Origin of the sequence: Pseudomonas sp. XWY-1 (genome assembly GCF_002953115.1) — a bacterium.
Lineage (GTDB): Bacteria > Pseudomonadota > Gammaproteobacteria > Pseudomonadales > Pseudomonadaceae > Aquipseudomonas > Aquipseudomonas alloputida.
This window is the reverse complement of record NZ_CP026332.1, coordinates 1,745,283-1,771,710: the sequence shown is the minus strand read 5'-3', so window position 1 is coordinate 1,771,710 and position 26,428 is coordinate 1,745,283. Positions and strand designations below refer to the sequence as shown.

Here is a 26,428-nt window from a genome sequence, read left to right as displayed (position 1 = left end):
GTTCAACCCTCCTTGACCAGGCCGAGATCGTTGAGCACCTTGCGGGTGGCATCGTAGTAACGCACGTAGCCTGTGCAGCGGCAGATGTGGTGACCGAGGCTGGCCTCGATGCGGTCTTCCACTTCGCTCTTCTTCAGCGGCTGGCGCTGGGCCGTTTCCACCAGCACGGTTGCGGCGTTGACGAAGCCTGGTGCGCAGTAGCTGCACTGGAAGGCGAACAGGTCGACGAACTTCTGCTGGATCGGGTTGAGCGTCAGGTTGCCTGCCTCGTCTTTTTTGGCATGGCCTTCGATGGTGCGAACCTTCTTGCCTTCGAAGTAATGCGCACCGGTGATGCAGGTGCGCACTTCTTCGCTGGTGCCGTCGGGGTTGTCGACGATCACCACGCAGGCGTGGCAGATGCCTTGGCCGCAACCCAGGCGCGAGCCGGTGAGGTTCTGGTGTTCGTGCAGGTAGTCGATCATCGCCAGGTCCGCAGGGACCTCGACCGGCCCGACCGGTTGACCGTTGAGCGTCAGTTGCAGTGGACGGTTAGCCATTGAGGGCCTCCTTGATACGGGCAGGGGTGATGGGGAGATCGCGCACGCGCTTGCCGATGGCATGCGCGACGGCATTGCCGATGGCACCGACGACCGGGATCATCACCACTTCGGCGATGCCCTTGGAGGGGTCGGTCGGTGACAGCGGCGGGAGGATTTCGCTGGTCTGCTGCCACACCGCCACATCGCGCGCATGCGGCAGGCGGTAGCGGTTGAAGTTCCAGTCGCCCTCCCCGGGCCCACCCTCGTACAACGGCATTTCTTCGGTCAGTGCATGGCCAATGCCCATGGCGATACCGCCTTCGAGCTGGCCCTTGACCAGTTCCGGCACCAGCACCCGGCCACACTCGACCCAACTGTGGTGGTTGAGCACCTGCGTCTCCAAGGTGCCTTTGTTGACCTTGACCTCGACGATGGTCGCCACCGGGCTGTAGTAGGTGACCATGGCGTTGTTCAGCTGGGTGTCGGGGTAGGCCGCATTCTGCCGGTCGAGCAGGTGATAGCCATGGCTGCCCATCTGCGCCTTCTTGGCATTCACCGCACCATCGCCGTATTTCACCGCCATGGCATCGAGCGGGAAGCGCTCGCGCACGCCATCGATGACAAAGTCGGCCTCGGCCCAGCTCCAGCGGTTGAAGCCGTGCACGCTCACGCCAGTAACTAGCCCCATGTCGTGGGCCTTCTGCGCCAGCTGGGCAAACGGAATCGGCGCCAGGCCGTTGCCGGTCAGCTCACCGTTGACCCACACCGCATTTTCACGGCGCACCACCAGCGGGTTGGCCTGGCCGCCGTACGGGCCTTGGCTCCAGATCGCCTTGGCCGCCGGCCACAGCCCATGATTGAACAGCACACGCGCCGCTTCGCGGGTGGCATGGCTGAAGTAGAAGGCCGAGTTGGTGGCCGACGACGGCGACGCCAGCTTGCCGACCCAGCGCGGATTGCGCAGCGCAGCGTCCTGTTCGGGCTGACTGATCAGGTAGGGGTTGCCGCTGGTGGTCAGCTGCAGCTCCGGCCATTCGGTGACCGCGGTCTTCACCTCGTCGGCCGAACGGCCAAGGAAGTCGCTGATCACCAAAGCCTGGGAGGTGGACATGCCGGTACCCAGCTCGGTGCCGATATGGCGCAGGCTGATGCGGCCATCGGCGCTGAACTCGACACTGGCCATCGGCGCCTCGGAGCCTGTGCCGAAGTCCTTCTGGCAGATGGCGAAGCCGACGCCGTACCAGTGGTCCGGGTCCTTGGCGTCCATCTGTTGCTTGCGTGCATCGCGGTTGCGCCACCACTCGTGCACAGCGGCCTTGTCGAGGATCTCGTACAGGCGCAGGGCGCCGGCCGGGACCGCACCCTGGGTGTTCTTCATGCCCGATTTCAGCGCGTTGGCGCGGCGCAGGTCGATGGCATCGACCCCCAGGCGGCCGGCGATCTCATCCACCATCATCTCAGTGGCCGCCATGCTCTGCAGGGTGCCGTAACCGCGCATGGAGCCGGCCTCGACGCCACGGGAATAGTAGGCGGTCACCGACAGGTCGTTCTGTGGCATGTAGTAGATCGACTGCGCTGCCGTGGCGCCCACGGCTGCCACCGACGGGCTGTAGTTGATGCGCCCGCCGCCGTCGCAACTCATGTCGGCGCGGAAGATCTTGAAGCTGTTGTCCTTCTTGTCCACCGCCAACTGGTAGCGGATATCGAAGGCATGGCGCTTGATGCCGCTCTGGAACTGCTCGTAGCGGTCGTTGGCCAGGCGGATCGGCACGCCGGCGCCGTACAGCGCAGCCACCGCGGCATAGAAGACGAAGATATTGTTGTCTTTTGAGCCATAGCCCACGGTATAGCCCGGGTGCATGTTCAGCGTGTTCAGGGCGAAGCGCGACGGTTTGATCATGTGCACGCATTCCTGCGCCACTTCGAACGGGCACTGGGTGGCGACCACGAAGTGCAGCGTGCCCGTGGCCGGGTCATACCAGCCGTTGCCGTTATCCGGCTCCAGCGCGGCAGGTTCGATGGATGGCGTCTTGTAGCGCTCGTCGAACACCAGCCAGTCCTCGGGCGGGTTGTCCAGCTGCTCGGCCATGCGCTTGGCGTAGAACAACCCCTGCTCGGTCAGGTCGCCGTGCTGGTTGGGCTGCTTCGACCACACCGGCTTGCGGTTGAGAATGGTGGGGAACAGCATGGAGTTCTTCAGGCTGGAGAACTCATCGTCGTCGAACGGCGTGGCGCCACCCACCCGCACGAAGCGGAAGCTGCCATAAGGGTCGCGCTGGTACAGCGGCGCCTGGGCACCGTAACGGATCGCCTGCTGATTGAACTGCAGCTTGCGCTTGGCCTGGCGGAAGCGCTCGAAGTCATGCCAGATCAGGATCGCCACCGGGTGGCCGATGAACATCGGCACCTTGCCGGGCGGCAGCAGCGGGTCGGGCGAATGGGCCTCGGGCCAGGCAATGCCGTCCTGCTCGAGGTCGGCGGCGGTGACGATGCGGTCCGGCTGCAGGTCGGTGCCGAGCAGGCTGAGGTCATGGCCGGCATAAATCCGGTCGACCTTGGTCGCCTTGAGCAGCAGCGCATGACCTTGCTGCGCGGGCCAGCCGGGCATGTCCTTGGCGCGGATGTCGCGGGCGAACACTTTGTCGCCGCAGACCTTGGACAAGGCATCGTTACGGAAACGCGCCTTGCCGTCGTGGTTCATCCACTTCTGTGGCGAGGTGGTGACGCGCTCCTCCATCAACGCGGCGAAGGCCTGGCTGCCAAGTGGCGCCATGGTCACGCCGACACCAGCGATCAGGCCGCCTTGCAGGAAGGCGCGCCGGGAAATATCACGGTTGGACATGCTTGATCCTCTGGGCAGTTGGGGCCTGCCCTTTCTTTTGATTCTTGGCCTGGCTTGAGAAAAGCTGACCTTGGCGTCAACTTTACAGCAATTGGGTGGGTAGAGGCAAAGTCAAGCCGACAATGTGTCGCGGTGTGTATAGGGCAAGGGGCGGAATTCGCGCTTTGGCGGGTAGGTGTTTGGCGGGAGATTTTCAGCGCCTGGTAGGTGTTCGCTGGGAGAATTTCAGCGCCTGGTAGGTGTTCGCCGGGAGATTTTCAGCGCCTGGTAGGTGTTTGCCGGGAGATTTTCAGCGCCTGGTAGTGTTCGCCGGGAGATTTTCAGCGCCTGTGAGATCGAGCGCCGCCCGCGCGGCGCTTCGCGGGTAAACCCGCTCCTACGTTTGTTTCGGGCCAATTATTCCTGTGGGATTTGCGCGCGACCGCCTTGGCGCATGTCTCGATATCGCGTCGTACAAACAAGGCGGTCGCGCGCGACTGGTGCAGGAGGGACTGGCCCGAAACAAACGTAGGAGCGGGTTTACCCGCGAAGCGCCGCGCGGGCGGCGCTCGATCTCACAGGCGCTGAAAATGAATCGGCAAACATCTCAAAATCCCAACGCCGTCCCCTCAAAATTCCAACGCCGCCCCCTCGAAAATCCAACAACGAAGACCCTGCAAACCCAGAACAAACTCTTACTACTCCTGACTCACCCCCAACCCCAACACCCGCGTTAACCTTCATTTAATCAACCCCAGCCAGCATGGCCCCATTCCCAGATCTGCCAAGGCGAAGACATGCGCGTTCTCCTGCTCTTCCTCACACTCCTACTGGCCGGCCCGTTGCAAGCCAACCCGTTCGATGTGAAACCAGACTTCCTGCCGGTTGACCAAGCCTTCGTGCTCACCCACGACCGCCAGGCCGACGGCCAGATGCGCCTGTACTTCCAGATCAAGCCGGGCTACTACCTGTACCAGAAGCGCCTGAAGTTCGATGGCCTGCCCACCGAGCAACACCCGCAACTGCCACCGGCACTCAACCATCACGACGAGTTCTTCGGCGACAGCGCGGTGTACCGCGACCAGCTTGAACTGCTATTGCCTGCCAACGCCCAGGGTCAGTTGCGCCTGGGCTGGCAGGGCTGTGCCGATGCCGGCCTATGCTACCCGCCGCAAACCACCTCGATCGACTTGGGTGGCAGCGTAACGCCCACCGCCGAGCAAGCCAGCGACCAGGCCCTGGCCAGCGGCCTTCAGCAAGGCCACCTGGCATGGAGCCTGCTGGCGTTCTTCGGCCTTGGGCTGCTGCTGGCCTTCACCCCCTGCTCGCTGCCGATGCTGCCGATCCTTGCCGGGCTGGTGCTGGGCAATGGCGCCAGTGCCCGGCGCGGCTGGCTGCTGGCCGGGGTCTATGTGCTGAGCATGGCCCTGGTGTACGCCGGGCTCGGGGTGGTTGCTGCCCTGCTGGGTGCCAGCCTGCAGGCCTGGCTGCAGCAACCCTGGCTGCTGGGCAGCCTGGCAGGGCTGTTCGTGCTGCTGGCACTGCCGATGTTCGGCGTCTTCGAACTGCAACTGCCTGCCGCCCTGCGCGACCGCCTGGACCGCGCCGGGCAAGGTACCCGTGGCGGCAACCTGTATGGCGCGGCACTGCTCGGGGCATTGTCCGGCCTGTTGCTCGGCCCGTGCATGACTGCGCCGTTGGCCGGTGCGCTGCTGTACATCGCGCAGAGCGGTGACGTGCTGCAAGGCGCGCTGGTGCTGTTCAGCCTCGGCCTGGGCATGGGCGTGCCGCTGCTGTTGCTGGTAACCCTGGGCAACCGTTATCTGCCGCGCCCGGGTGCGTGGATGAACCGGGTCAAGGGTGTGTTCGGTTTCGTGTTCCTGGCCATGGCGCTGTACACCGTGCGCAGCCTGCTGCCTGCTACCTTGCTGCTGGCACTGAGCGGCGCCTGGCTGATCGCCTTGGCCTGGGCTGCCTGGCCAGCCCTGCAGCGGCTGCCGGCGTTGCGTGCAGTGCCGTTACTCGGCGCCCTGTGGGGCGGCCTGTTGCTGGTCGGTGCGGCAGCAGGCGGCGACGACCTCTGGCAGCCACTACGCCCGTTCGCCGGGGGTGGCAGCACAGCGGCCGCTGGCCAGCATGCCGAGGACAGCTTCGTCACCGTCAGCCGCCCCGAGGACCTGCAACGTGAGCTGGACGCGGCCAAAGCCCGCGGCCAGTGGGTGATGCTCGACTACTATGCCGACTGGTGCGTGTCGTGCAAAGTCATGGAAAAACAGGTGTTCGCCCGCAGCGACGTGCAGACCGGCCTGGCCGGCGTGCACCTGCTGCGCCTGGACGTGACCGCCGACAGCCCGGCCAGCAAAGCCCTGCTGCAGCGCTACCAAGTACCCGGCCCGCCCAGCATCATCTGGATCGGCCCGGAAGGCGAAGAACGCCGCGCGCGGCGCATCACCGGTGAGGTGGACGCAGCAGCGTTCCAGCAACACTGGGTCCAGACCAGGAGCCAAGGCTGATGCTGACCGTAACACTCGGGCCACTGACCATGGCCCTCAACCACCTGCTGATGCTCACCGCCCTGGTGATCGCCAGCGTGGTCGGCTGGTGGGTCGCCCGACGTGGCGGCGAGAGCCCGGAATCGGCGCTGTTCAACCTGTTCCTGATCGGCCTGCTGTGTGCCCGCGCCGGCTTCGTACTGGCCTACTGGCCGATGTACCGGGACGACCCGCTGCAAATCATCGACATCCGTGACGGCGGCTTCCTGTTCTGGTCGGGCCTTGCCGGCATCGTGCTCGGAGCCCTGTGGCAGGGCTGGCGCCACCCCGGTCTGCGCCGCCCGCTAGGCTGGGCGCTGTTCAGCGGCGCACTGTTCTGGGGCCTGGCCAGCCTCGGCGGCCACCTGTACAGCAAAGGCACCGAACTGCCCGAACTGAGCCTGCGCAACGCCGGCGGCCAGGCCGTGGCATTGCACAGCTACCGCGGCAAGCCGCTGGTCATCAACATCTGGGCCACCTGGTGCCCGCCGTGTCGGCGTGAGATGCCAGTGCTGCAACAGGCGCAAAGCGCTTACCCGCACGTGACCTTCCTGTTCGTCAACCAGGGCGAAACCCCGGAAAACGTCAGCACCTTCCTCGCCACCACCGGCCTGAGCCTGACCCACGTGCTGTTCGACGGCACCGGCCTGCTGGCCCAGCGCGTCGGCTCCATGGCCTTGCCCACCACCCTGTTCTACGACGCCAACGGGCGGCTGGTCGGCAGCCACCTGGGCGAACTGTCCCGGGCCAGCCTGCGCCACGCTCTGGAACCTTTCGACCGGGCCATTGCGCCCGCCCCTGCCGCACAAGGAAACTGACATGCGATTGACTGCACTGCTGCCCCTGTCCCTGGCCCTGCTGGCCTCCCCTGCCCTGCAGGCCGAAGAACTGCCCAAAGCTGTTCAGCAGCTCCAAGCCAAGGGCGCCGTGATCAAGGGCAGCTTCGATGCGCCCAACGGCCTGCGCGGTTATGCCGCCGAGTACCAGAACAACGCCCTGGCCCTGTACCTGACCCCTGACGGCAAGCATGTACTGGTCGGCAGCCTGTTCGACGAACAGGGCAAAGACCTGAGCGCCGAGCCGCTGCAAAAGCTGGTATACGCGCCGATGAGCAAGGAAATCTGGGCGAAAATGGAAAAAACCGCGTGGATCGCCGACGGCAAGGCCGATGCGCCGCGCAAGGTGTACCTGTTCAGCGACCCGAACTGCCCCTACTGCAACATGTTCTGGGAACAGGCGCGGCCGTGGGTAGAGTCGGGCAAGGTGCAGTTGCGCCATATCATGGTCGGCATCATCCGCGAGGACAGCCCGGGCAAGTCGGCGGCGCTGCTGGCAGCGAAAGATCCGGCCAAGGCCCTGCAGCAGCATGAAAAGGCCGGCAAGGCCAGCACGCTGAAGGCACTCGAGCAGGTGCCAGAGGCTGTGCAACAGAAGCTGGCGGCGAACATGGCGTTGATGGAAGAGATGGGGTTGCAGGCGACTCCGGCCATTTTCTATCAGGATGAGCAAGGCAACCTGCAAAGCCAGCAAGGGGCACCACGGCCGGAGATGCTTGGGAAGATTCTGGGCAAGCGTTAGTGCATGTGGTGGGGCACAGATCGAGCGCCGCGAAGCAGGTGACGCGGGACATGGCACCGGCTACGCCGGTGTTCGCGGGTGAACCCGCTCCTACGGGGCTCGCGCTAACGGCTGGGTTTTGCGCCAGGCCCGTGATCGCAAGGCCTGCGCGGTCGGCCGTAGGAGCGGGTTTACCCGCGAAAGGGCCGGACCTGCTGGCCAATTTCCACCAGCCGTTCACCGTTGCCGCCGCCACTGTATTCGCGGGTAAACCCGCTCCTACGCTGATCGGGAGTGGACACACATTGGTGATTGGACGCAGGCCGTTCTTTCGCAAGCATTAAATCTCCCGACCGGGCAAATCTACCCCGCGCAGATTTAAATCTGCCACTCAACATATCTAGAAACAATTATTCGACACGCCCTGTCGTTAAACATCGTTTGCTTGCTTCCCTTATTCAAATCCTACACACACGCACAATAAAGAACATTCGGACATTCACAACAGAGCGTTCGAGCATCAAAAACAGAAATTTCTTACACAATTAGAAGAAAAAATAAACCCCAAAAAACATTATCAGATTTAAGCAAGACCCTTCTGAAGAATTTTCCCACAAAAATAGCTTTAAACCGAACACTCCAATATCACGTCCAGCCACGCCATCCCCACCGAAAGATTGACTTGAAACAACCGAACGCCTAAACCTCCATACCCATACATTTCAGACCACACCAAAAACCAGGAGACACTCATGAAAAATCAATTTGGCATTACCCTCATGGCATTGGCTTCGACCCTCACTGCGAAATCAAATAACACCGCAACAATGACACCAAATTGGTCTACTCATGAATCCAAACCACTGTATCCGCAGCGCACAAAAAATCACGAGCATCACAAAAATCTTGACCACTGAGCACTTGAGGGAGCCCACATCGCTTCTTTGGTCAGCGCTGGCCCCTTGCATACTCTTCATCATCACCCAGCCAACACATGCAGCCTCGACCTATACCGCTTCAGCCGCCTGGTTCTACTCATACATCTCTGCCACCCTCGCGTTCTTTGGATTCAGCTTCTACCTCATCGGCAGGAGGGAAAGTGGCTTCACGCGGTCCTTCATCTACCAACACGGTGCAATCAAGCTATTCCTGACGGCCCACACACTCAGTTATTTTTTATTGAGCTCGCTTTACGCCACACTATTCTACCTCTTGACCAAACCCTTACGAGGTCACTACTCACTTCCTGAATACCTCTATCTGATGGCATGCTTTTACACCAGCTACCTCATGTTCACCTGTATCGGCCTGGGGATCGCTGCGCTGCCGATAAAATTCAGCACAGCCAGCACACTTTTCTCACTCATGTCATTTCTCATGCTGGTCTCCGGATACAACGGCGCCACAATGGGGCACGATGCTTCGCAGGCGCTAACGCTGATCAACCCGCTCTTTTTAAGCGCGCAGATCTTCCATGGCGAAATGCCCCTTCTCAACAGTTTTCTGATTGCACTTTCGGCCTCTGCAGCCTCGACATACCTGACTGGAAGGTATTTCAGAATTCAACCCATATGGAGCCGATACTGATGGACATTTTAACTATAAACAACCTTCACTTCGGATACACCGGAAACCCGCTGCTGAACGACATTGAACTCACTATAAAAGCGGGGGAACTGGTCGGTATTCTGGGCAACAACGGAGCCGGAAAGACAACCCTTTTCGACCTCATCTGTAAAATAAAGAAGCCGACAAAGGGTGCTATTTCCAATTTATCCAGGCGTCAGGCCTATTTGACCCAAATCCTTACACCGCCCCCATTACTGCGTATGAACGAAGCGGGCAAGCTTATCACCAGCCTGACCCCCAACGCTTCCCCAGATCACACAGAGATTCTCTCGAAACTAGCCAAATGGTCCCCATCACTGTCCAAGCGATATGCAGAAATCGCCAAGAAAAAAGCCGCCAATTGCAGCTACGGTGAAATTCGCAGCTACTTCACGCTGACCTTGCTGCTTTTAAACAGTGACTTGATCATTCTTGACGAGCCAACGGCTGGCGTAGACCCTGAATTTCGACATTATATATGGCTCGGTATAAAAAGCGCGTGCGCGGAAGGTGCGAGCGTGCTGATATCTTCTCATTACACAGAGGAAATCACGAAAAACTGCCAGCGCTTTTATATGCTCGCAAACAAACGACTGGAAGCGTTTGACAGTGGTGGACAGTTCATGGAACGCCACCGTGCCAAATCGCTGGATGAAGCCTTTATCAATGCTTTGGTCTAGGTACCGTGGCCATTGAGAGGGGGCGCCAAGCGCCCCTGCCCATCACAGCCCCTCCAGTTCCGCCATCAGGTCACTGAGCCGGTCGACCTTGTCATCATCCAGCGCACTGCCCTGCAGCCCCTGAACATACTCGGCCAACGCCTCCACCGTGCTGCACTCGAACATCGCCCGCAGCGGCACGTTCAGCTGTAGCTGCTTCTGCACCCGCGAAGCGATCTGCGTGGCCAGCAGCGAATGCCCGCCCAGCTCGAAGAAGTTGTCGTGCACCCCCACCCGCTCGGCTTTGAGCACATCGGCCCAAATACCCGCCAACACGTCCTCCAACTCGTTGCGCGGCGCCTGATAGGCCTGACTGTACTGGCCGCCGATGTCGATGGCTGGCAGGGCCTTGCGGTCGAGCTTGCCGTTGGCGTTGTGCGGCAAGCTGTCGAACCAGCCCCAGTGCAACGGCACCATGTACTCCGGCAACTCGGCACGCAGACGTTGCTTGACCTGCTCCAGCAACACGGCATCGGCACTGACGCCCTGGTGCGCCACCAGGTAGCCAACCAGATGCTTGCCGTTCACGCCCTCCTGCACCGCCACGGCGGCATCGCGAATTTCCGCCTGCTCATGCAGCCGGGCCTCGATTTCTCCCAGCTCGATGCGATAGCCGCGAATCTTCACCTGATGGTCGATGCGCCCGACGTACTCCAGCACACCGTCCGGGCGTTTCCGCGCCAGGTCGCCAGTGCGGTACAGGCGTTCGCCCGGCGCCCCGTAAGGGTGAGGGATGAATGCCAGCGCCGTGCGCACCGGGTCACCGACGTAGCCACGGCCTACACCCGTACCAGCCACGCACAGCTCGCCCACCGCACCCAGCGGCACCAGCGCCTGGTCCTCGCCGAACAGGTACAGGCGGTTGTTGTCGGTTGGCGTGCCGATTGGCAGGTAGCTGCCTTGGGTCGAGGCGGCATCGACGCGGAAGAACGCCACGTCATCCGAGCACTCCGCCGGCCCATAGGCATTGACCAGGCCGATCTGCGGGTAGCGCTGCAGCCACTGCGCCGCCAGCTCCGGTGGCATGGCCTCGCCGGTCGGCAGCATCCAGCGCAGGCCGTCGAGGGCCTGGTGGTCGCTGGCCAGCATGCCCTGGATCAGGGACGGCACGCTCTCCAGCACGGTGATGCCGGTGGCCTGCACGTGCGCCAGCAGGCCCTGCGGGTCATGGGCGATAGCGTTAGGCACGATCTCTACCTTGGCGCCGAACAGCGGCGCAGCCAGGAACTGCCAGACCGAGATGTCGAAGCTTTGCGAAGCGGTCTGGGCAATCACGTCCTGCTCGCTCAGCGCCAGGTAAGGCACCTTGCTCAGCTGGTTGTTGAGCATGCCGCGCTGCTCGACCATCACCCCTTTCGGCAGGCCGGTCGAGCCTGAGGTGTAGATCACGTAGGCGAGGTTGTCCGGGCCACTGTGGATACCCGGGTTGTGGCTTGCGATCGGGTTGGCCTGGACGTCTTCCCAGACCAGCAGTTGCGGCCGCAGCGCAGTCTCCAGCTCACCGAGCAACTGCCGCCCCTGCTCGGCGCAGGACGCGCTGCACACCAACACTGGCGTGCGGCTGAGCTGGATGATGCTTTGCAGGCGCGCCGCCGGCAGGCCCGGGTCCAGCGGCAGGTAGCCGGCGCCGGCCTTGAAGCTGCCGACGATCATGCCCAGCAGCGGCAACCCACGCTCGGCAAGCAGTGCCACTGGCTGGTCCACGCAGACCCCGGCAGCCACCAGCGCATGGCCCAGGCGGTTGGCCGCCAGGTTCAGCCCGGCGTAATCATAGGAGGCCTCCAGGCAGCGGGCCACGGTACGCTGCGGATGCGCCACGACCTGCGCTTCGAACTGCGCGATGTAGCTCTGTTCCAGCGGATAAACCCGCTCGGTCCGGTTGCAGTCCTCCAGCAGGAAGCCTTGCTCCTGGGCGCTCAGCAGCGGTAGCTCGCTCACCTCTCCTTCAAAACCTTGTACCAGCGCCAGCAGCAGGCGCTTGAATTCGGCCAGCAGGCGCTCGACGGTCGGGTAGTCGAAGTAGCGCTGGTCGAACGACAGGTGCAGGCCCAGGTCATCACCCGGGTAGCACACCGCCGTCAGCGGGAAGTTGGTGTGGGTACGGCCCGAGTCGGAGCTGGCGTTCAGGTGCTGGGCGTGATCGAGCACGGCGGTTTCAACCGGCGCATTCTCGAACACGAACAGGCTGTCGAACAGCGGCTGGCCCTTGGGCAGCTCGCTGCACGCCTGGATCGCCACCAGCGGCAGGTATTCGTACTCGCGCAGTTCCATGTTGCTTTGCAGCAGGCCCTGCAGCCACTGGCGTACGCTGCAGCGCTCACCCGCCGCGGGCAACTGCACGCGCAGGGCCACGCTGTTGATGAACAGGCCGACGGTGCGCTGCATCTGCGGCATGCTCACCGGGCGCCCGGCCACGGTCACGCCAAAGGCCACATCGCGGTCGCCGCTGTAACGCGCCAACACCAGGGCCCAGGCCGCCTGGGCGAAAGTGTTGACGGTGAGTTGATGGGCCTGGGCCAGTTCGCGCAGACGCACGCCATCATTCACCTCAAGGCGGGTATAACAATCGCCGACGACCATGCCGCTACCGGCGTGGTCATGGCGCAGCGGGCGGTCGCTAGGGATGGCTGTGGCACGTTCGAAGCCGGCCAGGTTGGCCTGCCACCAGGCACGTGCGTCGTCCAGGCCCTGGCGTTGCAGCCAACCGATGTAATCGCGGTAACGCGGTGGCACCGGCAGTTGGGCCTGACGGCCTTCGCCAAGGGCCTGGTAGACCTCGAAGAAATCGTTCATCAACAGCGAGCGGCACCAGGCATCGATAAGGATGTGGTGGTTGCTCATCATGAACCAGTAGCGTTCATCGGCCACGCGCACCAGGCGCAGGTGGAACGGTGCCTCGCTGAGCAAGGCAAAGCCGGCCTCGCGCTCCTGCTTGTGCAGGGCCTGCAGGCGCTGCTCCTGGGTATCCTCAGCAAGGCCGCGCCAGTCCTGGTAGTCCACCGCCAGGTTGCCCGGCTTGTGGATGATCTGCAGCATCGCCTCGCCGCTGTTCCAGCTGAACGAGGCGCGCAACGCTTCGTGGCGCGCCACCACCGCCTGCCAGGCCTGGGCGAAACGCTCAGGGTCGAGGGCGCTGTTGATACGGTAGCGGTCCTGCATGTAGTACAGGCCAGTGCCCGGCTCCAGCAGGGTGTGCAGCAGCATGCCTTCCTGCATCGGCGTCAGCGGGTAAACGTCCTCGATCTGCGCGGCCGGGACCGGCAATGCGTCGATCTGCTCCTGAGTCAGGTGCGCCAGCGGGAAGTCTGATGGGGTGAAGCTGCCATTGCCATCGGCCAGGCAATGCGCGACCAGCGCCAGCAGCTCCTGACGATAGGCCTCAGCCAGACCCGCGATGGTCTGCTGGTCGTAGCGCTCGGCGCTGAAGGTCCAGCGCAATTGCAGAGCACCGCCATACACCTGGCCATCGACGCTCAACCAGTTGGGCAACGGCGCATCGAGGTCATGCGCCAACCCGGCCGGTGCCTCCAGGGGCTGGAACAGGGCTTTACTGTCGAACTGCTGGTCGAACTGGCCCAGGTAGTTGAAGGTGATGCGCGCCTGCGGCAAGGCCGCCATCTGTTCGCGCCCGGCGGCATCCGCCAGGTAACGCAGTACGCCGTAGCCCAGGCCCTTGTGCGGCACATGGCGCAGTTGTTCCTTGATGCGCTTGATCGAACCGGCCCGCGCCGCGTCGTCTTCACCTGGCAGCGGACGCAGGCTCAGTGGGTAGGCATTGGTGAACCAGCCGACGCTGCGGGTCAGGTCCATGTCTTCGAACAGCCCGTCACGGCCATGGCCTTCGAGCTGCACCAGCACTTCTTCATCGCCGCACCAGCGGCACAAGGCCCGCGCCAGTGCAGTCAACAGCAGGTCGTTGACCTGGGTGTGGTAAGCCGCCGGGGCCAGTTGCAACAGCTGCCGGGTTTGCTCCACGTCCAGGCCGATGGCCAGGGTTTGAGCGTGGCGATGCAAATTGCCACCCTGCGGATGGTCGCACGGCAATTCGCGACGCACACCGCCCAGCTGGCCTTGCCACCAGGCCAGTTCGTCACGCAGCGAATCGCTGCCGGCGTAGCTGGCCAGGCGCGCGGCCCAGTCGCCGACGGCGTGGGTCTTGGCCGGCAGAGGCTGGCCACGGTACAGCGCCTGCAGGTCTTCCAGCAGCACCCGCCAGGACACGCCATCAACCACCAGGTGATGAATCGCCAGCAGCAACCGCTGGGTGCCCTGCCCGTCACGCACCAGCAAGGCGCGCAGCAGCGGCCCCTGTTGCAGGTCCAGGCTGCGCTGCACGTCGGTGTAGAGTGCCTGACAATCATTGAAATCGGCGACAGTGGCGCTCCACAGCAGTTGCTCGGCGCCAGGCTGCACGTACTGGGCCTGCCAGCGGCCCTGGGCGTCGCTGAAGCGCAGGCGCAGGCTGTCATGGTGCTGCACCAGCGCAGCCAATGCCTGTTCAAGGGTGGCCTCAACCAAGGGTTGGCGCACCTCCAGCAGCACAGCCTGGTTCCAGTGTTGCGGCTGTGGCAGGTCACTGTCGAAGAACCAGTGCTGGATCGGCGTCAGCCCGGCCTGGCCCTGGCGCAGGCCTTGCTCGACGGTGCTCGCGGCTTCGCTGAGCTGAACCACAGTTGCCAGGGTCTGGATGGTCTGATGCTGGAACAGGTCGCGTGGGGTGAATTGCAAGCCGGCCTGCCGGGCGCGGCTGACCACCTGAATCGACAGGATCGAGTCGCCCCCCAGCTCGAAGAAGTTGTCCTGCACGCCGACCCGGGCAACGTTGAGCACATCGCGCCAGATCTGCGCCAACTGTGCTTCCACCTCATTGCCAGGGGCCTGGTATTGCTGCCGCGCCTGCTCAAGGTCCGGCAGCGGCAGCGCACGGCGGTCGAGCTTGCCGTTGCCCATCAGCGGCAGGCTGTCGAGCAGCACCAGGTGCGCAGGCACCATGTAGTCGGGCAGGTGCTGGCGGGCATCGGCTTTCACCGCTTCGCGCAGCAGTTGTTGCGCGTCGCTACCGGCGGTGGCCTGCCTGCACACCAGATAGCCCACCAACTGCTTGCCGCCCGGCAAGTCCAGCGCCAGCACGACGGCCTCGTCGACTTCCTCGTGCGCTTGCAGGCGGCTCTCGATTTCGCCCAGTTCGATGCGGAAGCCGCGGATCTTCACCTGCTGGTCGGCACGGCCGACATACTCCACCAGGCCATCGGTACCCAGGCGTACCAGGTCGCCGGTACGGTACAGGCGCCCGCCTTCGGCACTGAACGGGTCGGCGACAAAGCGCTCGGCAGTGAGGCCTGGCCGGTCGTGGTAACCCTGGGCCACGCCGGCGCCGCCGACATACAGTTCGCCAATGCCGCCTTGCGGCAACAAGGCCAGATCCTCGTCGAGGATGTAGGCCGTACGGCTACCGATGACGCGGCCGATCGGTACGCTGCCAAGGTCTGCTGGCAACGCGTCTGGCGCCAGGCACGCCAGCGGCATGACCACGGTTTCGGTCGGGCCGTAGGCATTGAAGCACTGCTGCGGCGCAAAGGCCTGGCGGATACGCTGCAGGTGCTCGCCGGTCAGCGCCTCGCCCCCGGTAATCACCAGGCGTACCGGCAATTGTTCGCCCCGCGCGCCCAGGTACTGCGCCAGCTGGCTGCCGTAGCTGGGGGTAAAGCCCAGAATGCTCACCTGCTGTTCGCGCACCAACTGGCAGATGTCCTCGGCGCCCCACTGCCCCTGGGCGCGCAATACCACACGCGCACCACACAACAGCGGCACCCACAGTCGCTCGCTGGCAGCGTCGAAGTTGATCGAATAGAAATGCAGCTCGCAATCATCGCTGCGCATGCCAAATGCGGCGATCACCGCCTGGCAGTGCATGGCGAACTCCCCATGGCTGACCACCACGCCCTTGGGTTTGCCAGTGGAGCCTGAGGTGTAGATCAGGTAAGCCTGGTGCTGCGGCAGGCTGAGGTTGTCCAGCGGCGCATCGCTGTAGGCCGCCAGGCTGGCGGCATCGTCTTCCAGGCTCCAGCTGGCCACGCCTTCAGGCAGCTCGCCCAGGGTGTGCAGCAGCGCACGCTGGCTGAGCAGCAAGCCGATGCGGCTGTCTTCGATCATGTAGCGCAGGCGGTCGAGCGGGTACTCGGGGTCGAGCGGTACATAGGCGCCGCCGGCCTTGAGGATGGCCAGCAGGCCGACGACCATTTCCAGCGAGCGCTCCAGCGCCAGGCCCACGCGCACCTGCGGGCCGACACCCCGTTCGCGCAGGGCACGCGCCAGGCGGTTGGCCTGCTGGTCGAGCTCGGCGTAGGTCAAGTGCTGGCCGGCGAAGGTCAGCGCGCCAGCCTGTGGCGTGCGCGCGGCCTGGGCAGCGAACAGACCGTGGAGGGTCTGGCCAAGGTCGAAATCGTGTTCGCCCTGCAATTGGCCTGTAAGCACTTGTTGCTCGGCACTGCTCAGCATTGGCAGTTCGCACAGGCGGTGTTGCGGGTTGTCGAGCAAACCGACCAGCAGTTGTTGCCAATGCTCGGCCATGCGCGCGATACGCGGCGCGTCGAACAGGTCGCGGCTGTAGGTCAGGCAGCAGCCCAGCCGGCCGTCCAGGTCGGTCACCTCCAGGTACAGGTCGAACTTGGTGGCGCTGGCATCGTTGACCAGGTAGTCCACCTGCATGCCGGCCAGCGTGCGGCTTTGCTGGAAGGCCCAGCGCTGCACGTTGCACATCACCTGGAACAGCGGGTTGTAGGCACTGCTGCGTGGGGGCTGCAGGGCCTCTACCAGTTGGTCGAACGGCAGGTCCTGGTGCGACTGGCCTTCGATGGCAGCCTGGCGAACCTGCTCCAGCAGCGCGCTGGCGGTCATCTGGCCGTCCAGCTCGCAGCGCAGCACCTGGGTGTTGAGGAAAGCGCCGATCAGGCCTTCGCTTTCCGGGCGGATGCGGTTGGCCACCGGCGCGCCGATACGCAGGTCGCGCTGGCCACTGTAGCGATGCAGCAAGGCGGCCAGGGTGGCGGTCATGGTCATGAACAGGGTCAGGCCGCGCTGGCTATTGAAAGCATGCACACGGGCCACCAGTGCCGGATCGAGTTCGAAGCGGTACAGCTCGCCACGGTGACTCTGGACTGCCGGACGCGGGCGGTCGGCAGGCAACGCCAGCACCGGGTGCTCGTCGCCCAGGCGGTGCTTCCAGTAGGCCAGTTGTCGAGCGCCCTCGCCGCTTTCCAGCCATTGCCGTTGCCACACGCTGTAGTCCAGGTACTGCACCGGCAGCGGCGCCAGTGGCGACTCGCGGTCATCGACAAAGGCTTCGTACAGCTCGCCCAGCTCGCGGGCGAAGATGTCCATGGCCCAGCCTTCGGTGACGATGTGGTGCAGCGTCAGCACAAAGAAGTGCTCGCGCTCGTTGGCCTTGACCAGGCAGGCGCGCAGCAGCGGCCCCCGCTCCAGGTCGAAGGGCTGGTGCGCCTGGTCGTCGGCCAGTTGTTGCAAACGTTGCTGGCGGGCATCGTCTGACAAAGCGCTGAAGTCTTGCCAGTCCAGATGCAGGCCGCTGTCTTCGGCCACGCACTGGTACGGCACGCCGTCGATGCTGGGGAACGTGGTGCGCAAGGTTTCGTGACGCACGATCAGCGCCTGCAGCGCACGCTCGAAGGCGTCCACGTGCAGGGTGCCGCGCAGGCGTGCCATGCCGCCGACGTTGTACGCCGGGCTGTCCGGCTCCATCTGCCAGAGGAACCACATGCGCTGCTGCGAGTACGACAGCGGCACCGCCTGACGGCTGTCGACACGGGCGATTGCACCTTGCAGGTTGCGCTCGCCGGCCGCGCGCAGGCGGGCGATCTCGGCACAGAAGGCGCCCAGCTCGCTGGCTTCGAACAGGGCCTTGAGCGGCAGCTCGACATCGCAGGCCTGGCGGGTGCGCGAAACGATCTGGGTAGCCAGCAACGAGTGGCCACCAAGGGCGAAGAAGTCGTCCTGCAAGCCAATGCGCGGCAGATTCAACACGTCGCGCCAGATGGCCGCGACCTGTTGTTGCAGCTCGGTTCGTGGCTCGACATGCTCACGCTGCTGCCACACTGGAGCAGGCAGTGCCTTGCGGTCGACCTTGCCGCTGGGGCCCAGTGGCATCTGTGCCAAAGGGATGAGTTGCGCCGGCACCATGTAGGCTGGCAATTGCTCAGCCAGTACGGCCAGCACCTCGGCAGGCTGGGCGCTGCCACTGTAATAGCCGACCAGTTGCGCGCCAACGGCGTCCTTGTGGATCAGCACCAGCGCCTGTTCCACACCTGCCTGTGCCAGCAGGCAGGCCTGCACTTCCTCGGGCTCGACGCGGAAACCGCGCACCTTGACCTGCTGGTCGAGGCGGCCAAGGTATTCCAGGGCCTCCAGCTGAACCTGCCAGCGGGCGCGATCGCCACTGCGGTACAGACGCTGACCATTGCCGTCGGCCTGGGGTACGAAGCGCTCGGCAGTGAGGCCGGGGCGGCCCAGGTAACCACGGGCCAGGCCCGCGCCACCGAGGTACAGTTCGCCCGGCACACCGGGGGCGCTCAGTTCCAGCTCATCGTCCAGCACGCGGCACAGCACATTGCCCAGCGGGCGGCCGATGGGCGAGCGCTCGCCGTCCACCACCTGACAGTGCCAGTGGGTGACGTTGATGGCGGTTTCGGTCGGGCCGTACCGGTTGTGCAGCTGCACCTGCGGCAGCACCTGCAGCACGCGGTCACGCAGCGTGGCGGACAACGCTTCGCCACCCGAGAACACCCGGCGCAAGCTACTGCAGGCCCCCGCCTGCGGCTCCTGGACGAACACCTGCAACAGCGGCGGTACAAAGTGCAGCGTAGTCACCCCATAAGCCTGCACCAGGGCAGCGATACGCTGCGGGTCGCGGTGTTCACCAGGGCCGGCGAGCACCAGCTTGCAGCCGGTGACCAGCGGCCAGAAGCATTCCCACACCGAGACGTCGAAACTGATCGGCGCTTTCTGCATCAGCACGTCGCTGTCATTCAGCGCATAGGTCGTCTGCATCCACTGCAGGCGCTCGGCCAACGCCGCATGGGTATTGCCTACGCCCTTGGGCTGCCCGGTGGAGCCGGAGGTATAGATAACGTAGGCCAGGTTGTCGCCGTGCAGGTGCAGGCCGGGGGCATGGCTGGGCCAGCTGTCCAGGTGCAACTGGTCGAGGGCAATGGCGCTGACACCGTCGACCTGCGGCAGCTTGCCCAGCAGGCTGCTGTGGCTCAGTAGCAAACGGGCGTCGCAGTCGGCCAGCATGTAGGCCAGGCGTTCGGCAGGGTAATCGACATCCAGCGGCACGTAGGCACCGCCGGCCTTGAGAATGGCTAGCAGGCCGACCAGCAATTGCGGTGAGCGCTCGATGGCAATGGCCACACAGGTATCGGGGCCGACGCCTTTGTCACGCAGGTAGTGGGCCAGGCGGTTGGCTTGCTGGTGCAGCCCGGCGTAATCCAGGCTGCCCCCGTCCCAAACCAGGGCGGTGCGCTGCGGCGTCAGGCGTGCCTGCTCATTGAGTTGTTCGACCAACAGGTGCTGCGCTGCGGCGGCCGGTGCCTGGCCCCAACCCAGCAGCTGCGCACGGCCGGGCTCATCCAGCAGTTGCACGTCGCCCAGCGCCTGCTGCGGCGCGGCACACACCTGTTCCAGCAGCGCCAGCAGGTGATGGGCCAGACGTTCGACGGTGCTGGCTTCGAACAGCTCCGTGGCGTAGTCGAAGGCCAGGCTCAGGCGGCCCAGATGGTCCTCCTCACTGTGCAACTGCAAGTCGAACTTGGCTTCGCGGCTGTGCCACGCCAGCTCTTCGGCCAACAGCCCCGGCAGACGCCGCAGGGCTGACAGGTCGCGTTGCTGGTGGTTGAACATGACCTGGAACAGGCCCTGTTCGCGCGCATCGGGCAGGGCTTCGACAAGCTGTTCGAAGGGCAGGTCCTGATTAGCCTGGGCTTGCAACGTGGCCTGTCGTACCTGGGTCAGCAACTGGGTAAACGAGTGACGGCCATCGAATTGCGCTCGCAGCACCTGCGTATTGATGAAGAAACCGACCATGCCTTGGGTTTCCAGGCGCGGGCGGTTGGCGTTGGGCACGCCGACGCGGATATCGGCCTGGCCGCTGTAGCGCTGCAGCAGCGCCTGCCAACCTGCCAGCAGGACCATGAACAGGCTGGCCTGCTGCTGGTGGGCAAGGCTCTTGAGCGCTTCGCCAAGCCTGGCCGGCACCTTGAGGTTGAAGCGCGCAGCGCTGTGCTCGCGCTGGCTGGCGCGCGGGTGGTCAGTGCACAGGTCGAGCGCCGGCAGCTCACCACCAAGGTGTGCCTTCCAGTACTGCAACTGGCGTTCGGCTTCACCGTCAGCCAGCCATTGCCGCTGCCAGCTGCCGTAGTCGGCGTAACCCAGGGGCAACGGCGCCAGGTTGGCCTCCAGGCCTTGGCAGCGAGCGGCATACAGCTTGGCGAATTCTTCGAGCAGGATGTTCAGCGACCAGCCGTCAGCAACGATGTGGTGCAGGGTCACCCACAGCTGATGCTCTTCGTCGCCCAGGCGCACCAGGGTTACCCGCAGCAGCGGGCCCTGGGTGAGGTCGAACGGCTGGCGGGCCTCGGTTTCACGCTGCGCGGCAACCTGCTCGGGCGAGTGCCCTTCAAGGTCCAGGCGGTGCAGGCTGAACGGCTGTTGAGGCAGGATACGCTGCAGCGCCTGGCCATTCTCTTCGCTGAACACGGTACGCAGCGATTCATGGCGCGCCACCAGTGCCTGGAAGGCCACTTGCAGAGCGTTGACATCCAGCTCGCCACGCAGGTGCAAGCCGGCGGGAATGTTGTAGGCCGCTGATTGCGGTTCCAGCTGCCAAAGCAGCCACAAGCGGTTTTGCGCCAGCGACTGGGGCAACGCCTGGGCGCGCTCCAGCGTGGTGATGGCTGCGGTGCCAGCGGTGCCAGCGGCGCCAGCGGCGCCATCGGCGCCATCGGCGATGATCTGTGCCACGGCCTTGCTGTAGTCGGCCAGTACCGGCGCCTCGAACAGGGTACGCAGGCTCAGGTCGATACCCAACTCATCGGCCAGGCGCGCTGTGGCCTGGGTGGCGGCGATGGAGTTACCGCCCAGCAGCAGGAAGTGGTCGTTCGCGGCCACCGCCTCTACCTTGAGGATGTCGCGCCACACAGCGGCGATGCGTGCTTGCAGCTCGTCGCCAGCGGATGCACGGGTACCGGCTTCGCTCACCTCAGGGAAACGGGCATAGCAGTCCAGGCTGCCATCGTCCATGCGCAGCCGGCAGGCAGAGCGCTGCAACTTGCCGCTGGAGGTCTTCGGCAGCGCGCCGGGGTTCAGCAGCAGGACCACGGCCGGGGCCTGTCGGCAGGTGTCGGCGACGACCTGGCGCAGAGTCTTGATCAGGTCCTGGGGCTTGAGTGCCTTTTGCACGTTGCGGCTGATCTCCACCGCGACACCGATGCCCTCCTCGCCTTGGTGCTCGACGGCGAACACCGCCACCCGGCCTTTGCGCAGCACCTGAACTTCGCGCTCGAGGGTTTTCTCCAGGTCTTGTGGGTACAGGTTTTGCCCACGCACGATCAGCATGTCCTTCAGACGCCCGGTGACGAATACCTCGCCGTCACGCATGAAGCCCAGGTCGCCGGTACGCAGCCAGGTCTGGCCGTCCATTTCGACGAAGGTTCGAGCGCTGGCTTCTGGGTTGCGCCAGTAGCCCCGGGCGATGCTCGGGCCGCCTGCCCAGATTTCCCCCACCTGGTTGTCGCCCAGCACTTGCAACTGTTGCGGCTCGACGATGCGTACCGCGTGCCCCGGCTGCGGGAAGCCGCAACTCATCAGCACGCTGCCAGTGCCGGGTTCGGCGCGGTTGGCGGCGAAGGCTTTGGCATCCAGCTCAAGCGCGGCGATACCCTGGCCACGACGGCTGCCGCTGACGAACAGGGTGGCTTCGGCCAGGCCATAACTGGCGAAGAAGCTCTGCGGGTCGAAGCCACAGGCCTGGAACTTGTCGGCGAAGGTGGCCAGGCTGTCCTGGCGGATCGGCTCGGAGCCGGAATAGGCCACGCGCCAGCGGCTCAGGTCGAGCCCGGCCAGCGAAGCCTCACTGACCCGCTCGCTGCACAGGCGATAAGCGAAGTCGGGCCCGCCGCTGATGGTGCCACCGTATTCGCTGATGGCCTGCAACCAGCGCAACGGCCGGGCCAGGAAGTACCCCGGCGACATCAGCACGCAAGGCACGCCACTGAAGATCGGCTGCAGCAGGCCGCCGATCAGGCCCATGTCATGGTACAGCGGTAGCCAGCTGACGATCACATCGTCGGGGTTGAGGTCGATGCCAAAGCCTTGGCGGATCAGCTGCTCGTTGGCCACCAGGTTGCCATGGCTGACCTGCACGCCCTTGGGCAGCGCGGTGGAACCGGAGGTGTACTGCAGAAAGGCGATGTCATCGCCCTTGAGCGCGGGTTCACGCCAGTTCGCAGCCAGGGCCGGGTCCAAGCCATCCACTGCCAGCAGTTGGGGGGCATTGTCCGCCGCCAGGGCTTCCAGGCCCTGCAGGCTGTCGTGCAGCGCCGCCACGGTCAGCAGCAGGCACGGCTCGGCGTCATCGATGATCGACAGCAAACGCTCCTGGTGGTGCTGGCGCGCCGACTCCGGCGGGTAGGCCGGCACCGCGATGACCCCGGCATACAGGCAGCCGAAGAACGCCGCCACGTAATCTGGCCCGCTGGGGAACAACAGCACGGCACGGTCACCGAAGCTGGCGCGCGCCTGCAAGGCGGCGGCGATGGTGCGTGCACGCTGGTCGAGGTCCCGGTAGCTGAGCACGGCCTGCTCACCGGGCGTGTCGGCGAGAAAGCGCAGGGCAATCCTGTCCGGGGTCTGCGCGGCGCGTTGCGCCAGGGCCTGGACCAGCGAGAGCGGGAGTTCGAAGGCGTCCGTCATTGGGTGTTCCTGCCAGTGTCTGGTTAGGTCTGACAGCTGCTCCGCTAACGTGGGCGGGCAACGTATTCGACCGGGGATGTACACAGGGGAACGGATGGGCAGGGGGAGAAATTAGCGGGCAGGTCAGGCATTAAGGGTTGATAAGGCATACCCCCAAAGCCAACCGCGCTTTAGAACTGAAACCCACAGATACTAATTACATTTCGCATTTGACAATTATTATCATCTTGCATAGTTTGTCGCACGTCGTAGGAAGCTTCCCAACCTTGGGCGCCTCCTCTCCCCTCTGTGACAAGGTGATTTCCATGGCGGAACAACTATCCACAAGTAAGTGCGATTCACCATTACTGCAGGCCTTCGTCGACAACCGCAGCATTCTGGTCAAGATCGCCGCCCGCATCACAGGCTGCCGCTCGCGGGCTGAGGACGTGGTACAGGATGCCTTTTTCCGGCTCAGCACCGCCCCGCAGATCACCTCATCGTTCAAGGCCCAGCTGAGCTACCTGTTCCAGATCGTGCGCAACCTGGCGATCGACCACTATCGCAAGCAGGCGATGGAGCTGAAGTACTCCGGTAGTGAAGAGGAAGGCATGAACGTGGTGGTGCAGAACGCCTCGCCCGAAGCCACCCATATCAACCGCGCCGCGCTGAACGACATCGCGGAGGCCTTGAACGAACTGCCGCCACGCACCCGCTATGCTTTCGAGATGTACCGCCTTAATGGCGTGCCGCAGAAGGACATTGCCAAGGAACTGGGCGTATCGCCGACCTTGGTCAACTTCATGATCCGCGATGCACTGGTGCATTGCCGCAAGACGGCCAGTCGGCAGGCCTGAAGATAGCTTCAAGCAAACGCGAGAGCGAACCTGGATCGCTCTCGCTTTTGCTTGCAGCGCTAGTGTGGTGTTTTGCAAATACGGCCAATAACTCGCGAGCGATTTTTGCGTTCAGGCAAGGCGTCGCGACGAGTCGTAGCCCAGCTACGGCGAGGAGCGACAACGCCGCATGAGCGCAAAAAGCGCCGCGAGTTATGGTCGTTATTTGTGAAACACCACACTAGCCCCTACGTCAGCTTGCAACGATCGAAAAACCGCTCCCGCCCCAGAATCATCAACGCCGCCCGCTTGTGTGGAAAGTCGAACTCCTTGTCGCAATGGAAACATTGGTCGTGCATGTAGCCAATCATCTTGCCATTGTCGGCGCGCGGCTCGGCCACCACCCGCTGGGTGCGCGGGTCATCCAGGAAAAGGTAGTGCACCAACGCCGATAGCCAGCTGGCCACCTTGTGCGGCCCTCGGTGGCTCTCCTCTCCCACCAGCATATGGATACCGCGGTCGTAGTCATCGGCCGGGTAGAAGGGGGCAATGCGGTCCTCCTTGGCCCAGTACGCCTCGAAGTAGGCAAACGGCTCGTCATCGAAACAACCGATCAACGTCAACGTATGCGGGTCGGCTTCGAGCTTGGCCAAGTATTCGCGGTGCTGCGCCAGCGTGCCACCCTCCTGCCAGAACGCCTCCACGCGAGGGTTGTTCTGCCAGCGGTTGAAACGCTCCAGGTCATGCTCGATCTCCAGGGTACGCAGCGATACCCAACTGCCCAAGCGCGCATCGAAGCGCCGGTACACTTCGCCCCGCGGCTTGGGCGCCCGGCGCGGGTGGCGCTTGCCGTTGCTGATCTGCATCTGCTGCGGATATACCCCGGCAACCGACTCGCCCAGCCACGGCTGCGGCAGTTGCCAGAACAGTGCGCGCTCGCACAGGTACTGGCCAGGCTGTTCACCGGCCAGCAGCAGGCCACTGGCCAACGCCTGCGGCAACACTTCGGGCAGGTGCCAGGTCAGGCGCTGGCAGGCCGTATCGCGCGACAGTAACCAATAACAGGCGGCCCACAAGGCTTGGTAGGGGCGCTCGGGGCAAAAGCGCTCAAGGTGAACGTGCAGAGAAGCGCCAGCCTCCAGTCGCAACTGGATCAGGGGGCGGCCTTCAAGGGCCAGGCTTAGCCAGCTGTCGCCCTCCTCGGCACTGAGGCTGCGCCAGCGTGGCGGTGACTGTGGCTGCGAAGCGGCATCGAACGGCATGGGCTTGACTCACGAAAATGAAGAAAAGGCACACTGCAGGGAACGTTGCCGCAACACGGGAATTTAGTCTTGCGGTGCAGCCACCTTGATACGGTACGGCTCGAAGATGCGCGCCAGTTCACCGCTGTCACGCAGGCCACGCAGCAGGGCAGCGAACGACTGCTCGCCGATAGGCGCCCCCGGGCGCAGCAAGGCGTAGTGGTGATAGACCTGGTCAATGCGTTGCGAAGGCACCAGCTGCGCCCTGCTCGCCGGGTTGCGTGCCAGGAAATCACTGAGGTAGGAACGCGTGACCAGGGCAATATCGGCGCGGCCGGCCTGCACCATCAGCAGGTTGCTGTCGTGGGAATAGGTCAGGGTCGCGTTGTATGTCTTGCGTAGGTAGTCCGGGTCAGCGTTGAAGCTGGCAAACGCGTAGTGGTAGCCGTTGAACAAGGCCAGGCGTTTGCCGCGCAGGTCATCGAAATAATGCGGATCATTGCCGTTTGCCTTGCGGGCGACGAACACTTCGGCATCTTCCAGGCCCATGTCCACGGCCTGATGGGCAATCTGCTCCCAGCCCCATTGTGGGTTCTCGAAAATCGCCATGTCGGTGCGGCCCTGCTGGAAGTCACCGAAGCGCCGCTGGATAGACGTAGGCACCAGAACGAAGTGATAGTGCTGCTGCGCCCGGTTGAGTGCATCGACCAACTGCGGCAGCAAACCGGTATCGGCACCTTGCTCGGGGCGCACTGTGTAAGGCGGGAAATGGGCTGCGCCAATCTTCACTTCAACCGCCTCGCCAGCCCATACCGGTGCCGCCAACCAGAACACGGCCAGCAGCATCAGGGTGGACAAGGCCTTGAGGCCGGGCGCTGGAGTCAAGACGGACACTCATCACGGTTTATGCCTGTATGCGCTTAAGCTAGGCGTTTTCCAGGGGCGACACAACTACTGACGCCTGCTCTTTGTGCCAAAGCAGGCGGCAAAATGCCATAGGATGCCGTATGCCCGGACATTGGCTACGCTCTAGCAGGATCTGCAGGGGAGCCTGGTATGGGCCATTGGTTGGTGATCGACCTGGAAGCCACCACCGACGATGGTGGGTGGCCGGTTACAGAGATGGAAGTCATTGAAATCGGCGCAAGCCTGGTTACCCGCGAAGGCCGCGAGGTCGACCATTTCCAGCGTTTTGTAAAGCCACGGCGGCGGCCGCAGCTGACCCCGTTCTGCCGTGAGCTGACCCACATCAGCCAGGCCGACGTGGACAGCGCCGCGCCGTTTCGCGAGGTGTGGGCAAGCTTCGAGCGCTGGCTGGGGCACCACCGCGGGCAGCTTCAGGCCTGGGTCAGCTGGGGCGACTACGACCGCCAGCAACTGCACCAGGAGTGGCAGCAGCACAGCCTCGACAGCCTGCTGCGCACATTGCCGCACATCAACCTCAAGCAACGCTTTGCCAAGGCGCGCCACCTGCAGCGCCCCACCGGCCTGAACGGCGCCCTGCAACTGGCCGGCATGCACTTTTGCGGGCAGCAGCACAGGGCCCTGGAAGATGCGCGCAACACGGCGCGGCTATTACCGTTGACCCTGCCCGCCAACAGCCCCTGAAAGCAGATGACGACGCCTGTGGG

12 protein-coding genes are annotated in these 26,428 nt (G+C 63.9%); 7 read left to right on the top strand and 5 right to left on the bottom strand.

The window, feature by feature from the left end; all coding sequences use genetic code 11:
- Positions 1-2: 2 nt before the first annotated feature.
- Positions 3-539: a (2Fe-2S)-binding protein gene (locus tag PRJ_RS08540; RefSeq protein ID WP_003254265.1), complete on the bottom strand. Its 537-nt coding sequence runs from the start codon at positions 537-539 to the stop codon at positions 3-5.
- The gene (locus PRJ_RS08535) at positions 532-3,363 is read right to left on the bottom strand and encodes a xanthine dehydrogenase family protein molybdopterin-binding subunit (protein WP_104961096.1); all 2,832 of its coding nucleotides are present in this window, start codon (positions 3,361-3,363) and stop codon (positions 532-534) included. Before PRJ_RS08535 ends, PRJ_RS08540 begins: the two co-directional genes overlap by 8 nt.
- Positions 3,364-4,139: 776 nt before the next feature.
- Between PRJ_RS08535 and dsbD the strand changes: the two genes are divergently transcribed.
- The 5 genes from dsbD (at position 4,140) to PRJ_RS08495 (ending at position 9,718) form a co-directional block, all read left to right on the top strand.
- Positions 4,140-5,855, top strand: coding sequence for a protein-disulfide reductase DsbD (gene dsbD, locus PRJ_RS08520; protein ID WP_104961095.1), 1,716 nt, complete (start codon positions 4,140-4,142; stop codon positions 5,853-5,855).
- A complete protein-coding gene (locus PRJ_RS08515; protein ID WP_104961094.1) occupies positions 5,855-6,691 on the top strand; it encodes a TlpA disulfide reductase family protein in 837 nt (278 codons plus the stop codon). The genes dsbD and PRJ_RS08515 overlap by 1 nt, the downstream gene beginning before the upstream one ends.
- A gap of 1 nt (position 6,692) precedes the next feature.
- On the top strand, positions 6,693-7,451 hold the full coding sequence (gene dsbG / locus PRJ_RS08510; protein ID WP_104961093.1) for a thiol:disulfide interchange protein DsbG: 759 nt from the start codon (positions 6,693-6,695) through the stop codon (positions 7,449-7,451).
- Between the two features lie 828 nt (positions 7,452-8,279).
- Positions 8,280-9,017 carry a hypothetical protein gene (locus PRJ_RS08500; protein ID WP_104961091.1) on the top strand — a complete coding sequence of 246 codons (738 nt, stop codon included), beginning with the start codon at positions 8,280-8,282 and terminating at the stop codon, positions 9,015-9,017.
- Positions 9,017-9,718 carry an ATP-binding cassette domain-containing protein gene (locus PRJ_RS08495; RefSeq protein ID WP_104961090.1) on the top strand — a complete coding sequence of 234 codons (702 nt, stop codon included), beginning with the start codon at positions 9,017-9,019 and terminating at the stop codon, positions 9,716-9,718. The genes PRJ_RS08500 and PRJ_RS08495 overlap by 1 nt, the downstream gene beginning before the upstream one ends.
- Positions 9,719-9,760: 42 nt before the next feature.
- Here PRJ_RS08495 and PRJ_RS08490 read toward each other — a convergent pair whose 3' ends face one another.
- Positions 9,761-22,741, bottom strand: a complete 12,981-nt coding sequence (locus PRJ_RS08490) for a non-ribosomal peptide synthetase (protein WP_104961089.1) — start codon at positions 22,739-22,741, stop codon at positions 9,761-9,763.
- A gap of 305 nt (positions 22,742-23,046) precedes the next feature.
- Between PRJ_RS08490 and PRJ_RS08485 the strand changes: the two genes are divergently transcribed.
- Positions 23,047-23,577 (top strand): RNA polymerase factor sigma-70, encoded by a 531-nt coding sequence (locus PRJ_RS08485; RefSeq protein ID WP_010954997.1) that lies wholly within the window; start codon positions 23,047-23,049, stop codon positions 23,575-23,577.
- 227 nt (positions 23,578-23,804) lie between these two features.
- Here the strand turns inward: PRJ_RS08485 and PRJ_RS08480 are convergent, their stop codons facing one another.
- A complete protein-coding gene (locus tag PRJ_RS08480; protein ID WP_014590234.1) occupies positions 23,805-24,818 on the bottom strand; it encodes a GNAT family N-acetyltransferase in 1,014 nt (337 codons plus the stop codon).
- A 63-nt stretch (positions 24,819-24,881) separates the two neighbouring features.
- Positions 24,882-25,682, bottom strand: coding sequence for an ABC transporter substrate-binding protein (locus PRJ_RS08475; protein WP_010954999.1), 801 nt, complete (start codon positions 25,680-25,682; stop codon positions 24,882-24,884).
- 171 nt (positions 25,683-25,853) lie between these two features.
- Between PRJ_RS08475 and PRJ_RS08470 the strand changes: the two genes are divergently transcribed.
- Positions 25,854-26,405, top strand: coding sequence for an exonuclease domain-containing protein (locus PRJ_RS08470; RefSeq protein WP_019437882.1), 552 nt, complete (start codon positions 25,854-25,856; stop codon positions 26,403-26,405).
- Positions 26,406-26,428: the final 23 nt, after the last annotated feature.

What these genes read in the sequence shown, in the direction of transcription:
- PRJ_RS08540 (WP_003254265.1), bottom strand. Translation starts at nt 539, where the DNA reads ATGGCTAACCGTCCACTGCAACTGACGCTCAACGGTCAACCGGTCGGG.
- PRJ_RS08535 (WP_104961096.1), bottom strand. Translation starts at nt 3,363, where the DNA reads ATGTCCAACCGTGATATTTCCCGGCGCGCCTTCCTGCAAGGCGGCCTG.
- dsbD (WP_104961095.1), top strand. Translation starts at nt 4,140, where the DNA reads ATGCGCGTTCTCCTGCTCTTCCTCACACTCCTACTGGCCGGCCCGTTG.
- PRJ_RS08515 (WP_104961094.1), top strand. Translation starts at nt 5,855, where the DNA reads ATGCTGACCGTAACACTCGGGCCACTGACCATGGCCCTCAACCACCTG.
- dsbG (WP_104961093.1), top strand. Translation starts at nt 6,693, where the DNA reads ATGCGATTGACTGCACTGCTGCCCCTGTCCCTGGCCCTGCTGGCCTCC.
- PRJ_RS08500 (WP_104961091.1), top strand. Translation starts at nt 8,280, where the DNA reads ATGAATCCAAACCACTGTATCCGCAGCGCACAAAAAATCACGAGCATC.
- PRJ_RS08495 (WP_104961090.1), top strand. Translation starts at nt 9,017, where the DNA reads ATGGACATTTTAACTATAAACAACCTTCACTTCGGATACACCGGAAAC.
- PRJ_RS08490 (WP_104961089.1), bottom strand. Translation starts at nt 22,741, where the DNA reads ATGACGGACGCCTTCGAACTCCCGCTCTCGCTGGTCCAGGCCCTGGCG.
- PRJ_RS08485 (WP_010954997.1), top strand. Translation starts at nt 23,047, where the DNA reads ATGGCGGAACAACTATCCACAAGTAAGTGCGATTCACCATTACTGCAG.
- PRJ_RS08480 (WP_014590234.1), bottom strand. Translation starts at nt 24,818, where the DNA reads ATGCCGTTCGATGCCGCTTCGCAGCCACAGTCACCGCCACGCTGGCGC.
- PRJ_RS08470 (WP_019437882.1), top strand. Translation starts at nt 25,854, where the DNA reads ATGGGCCATTGGTTGGTGATCGACCTGGAAGCCACCACCGACGATGGT.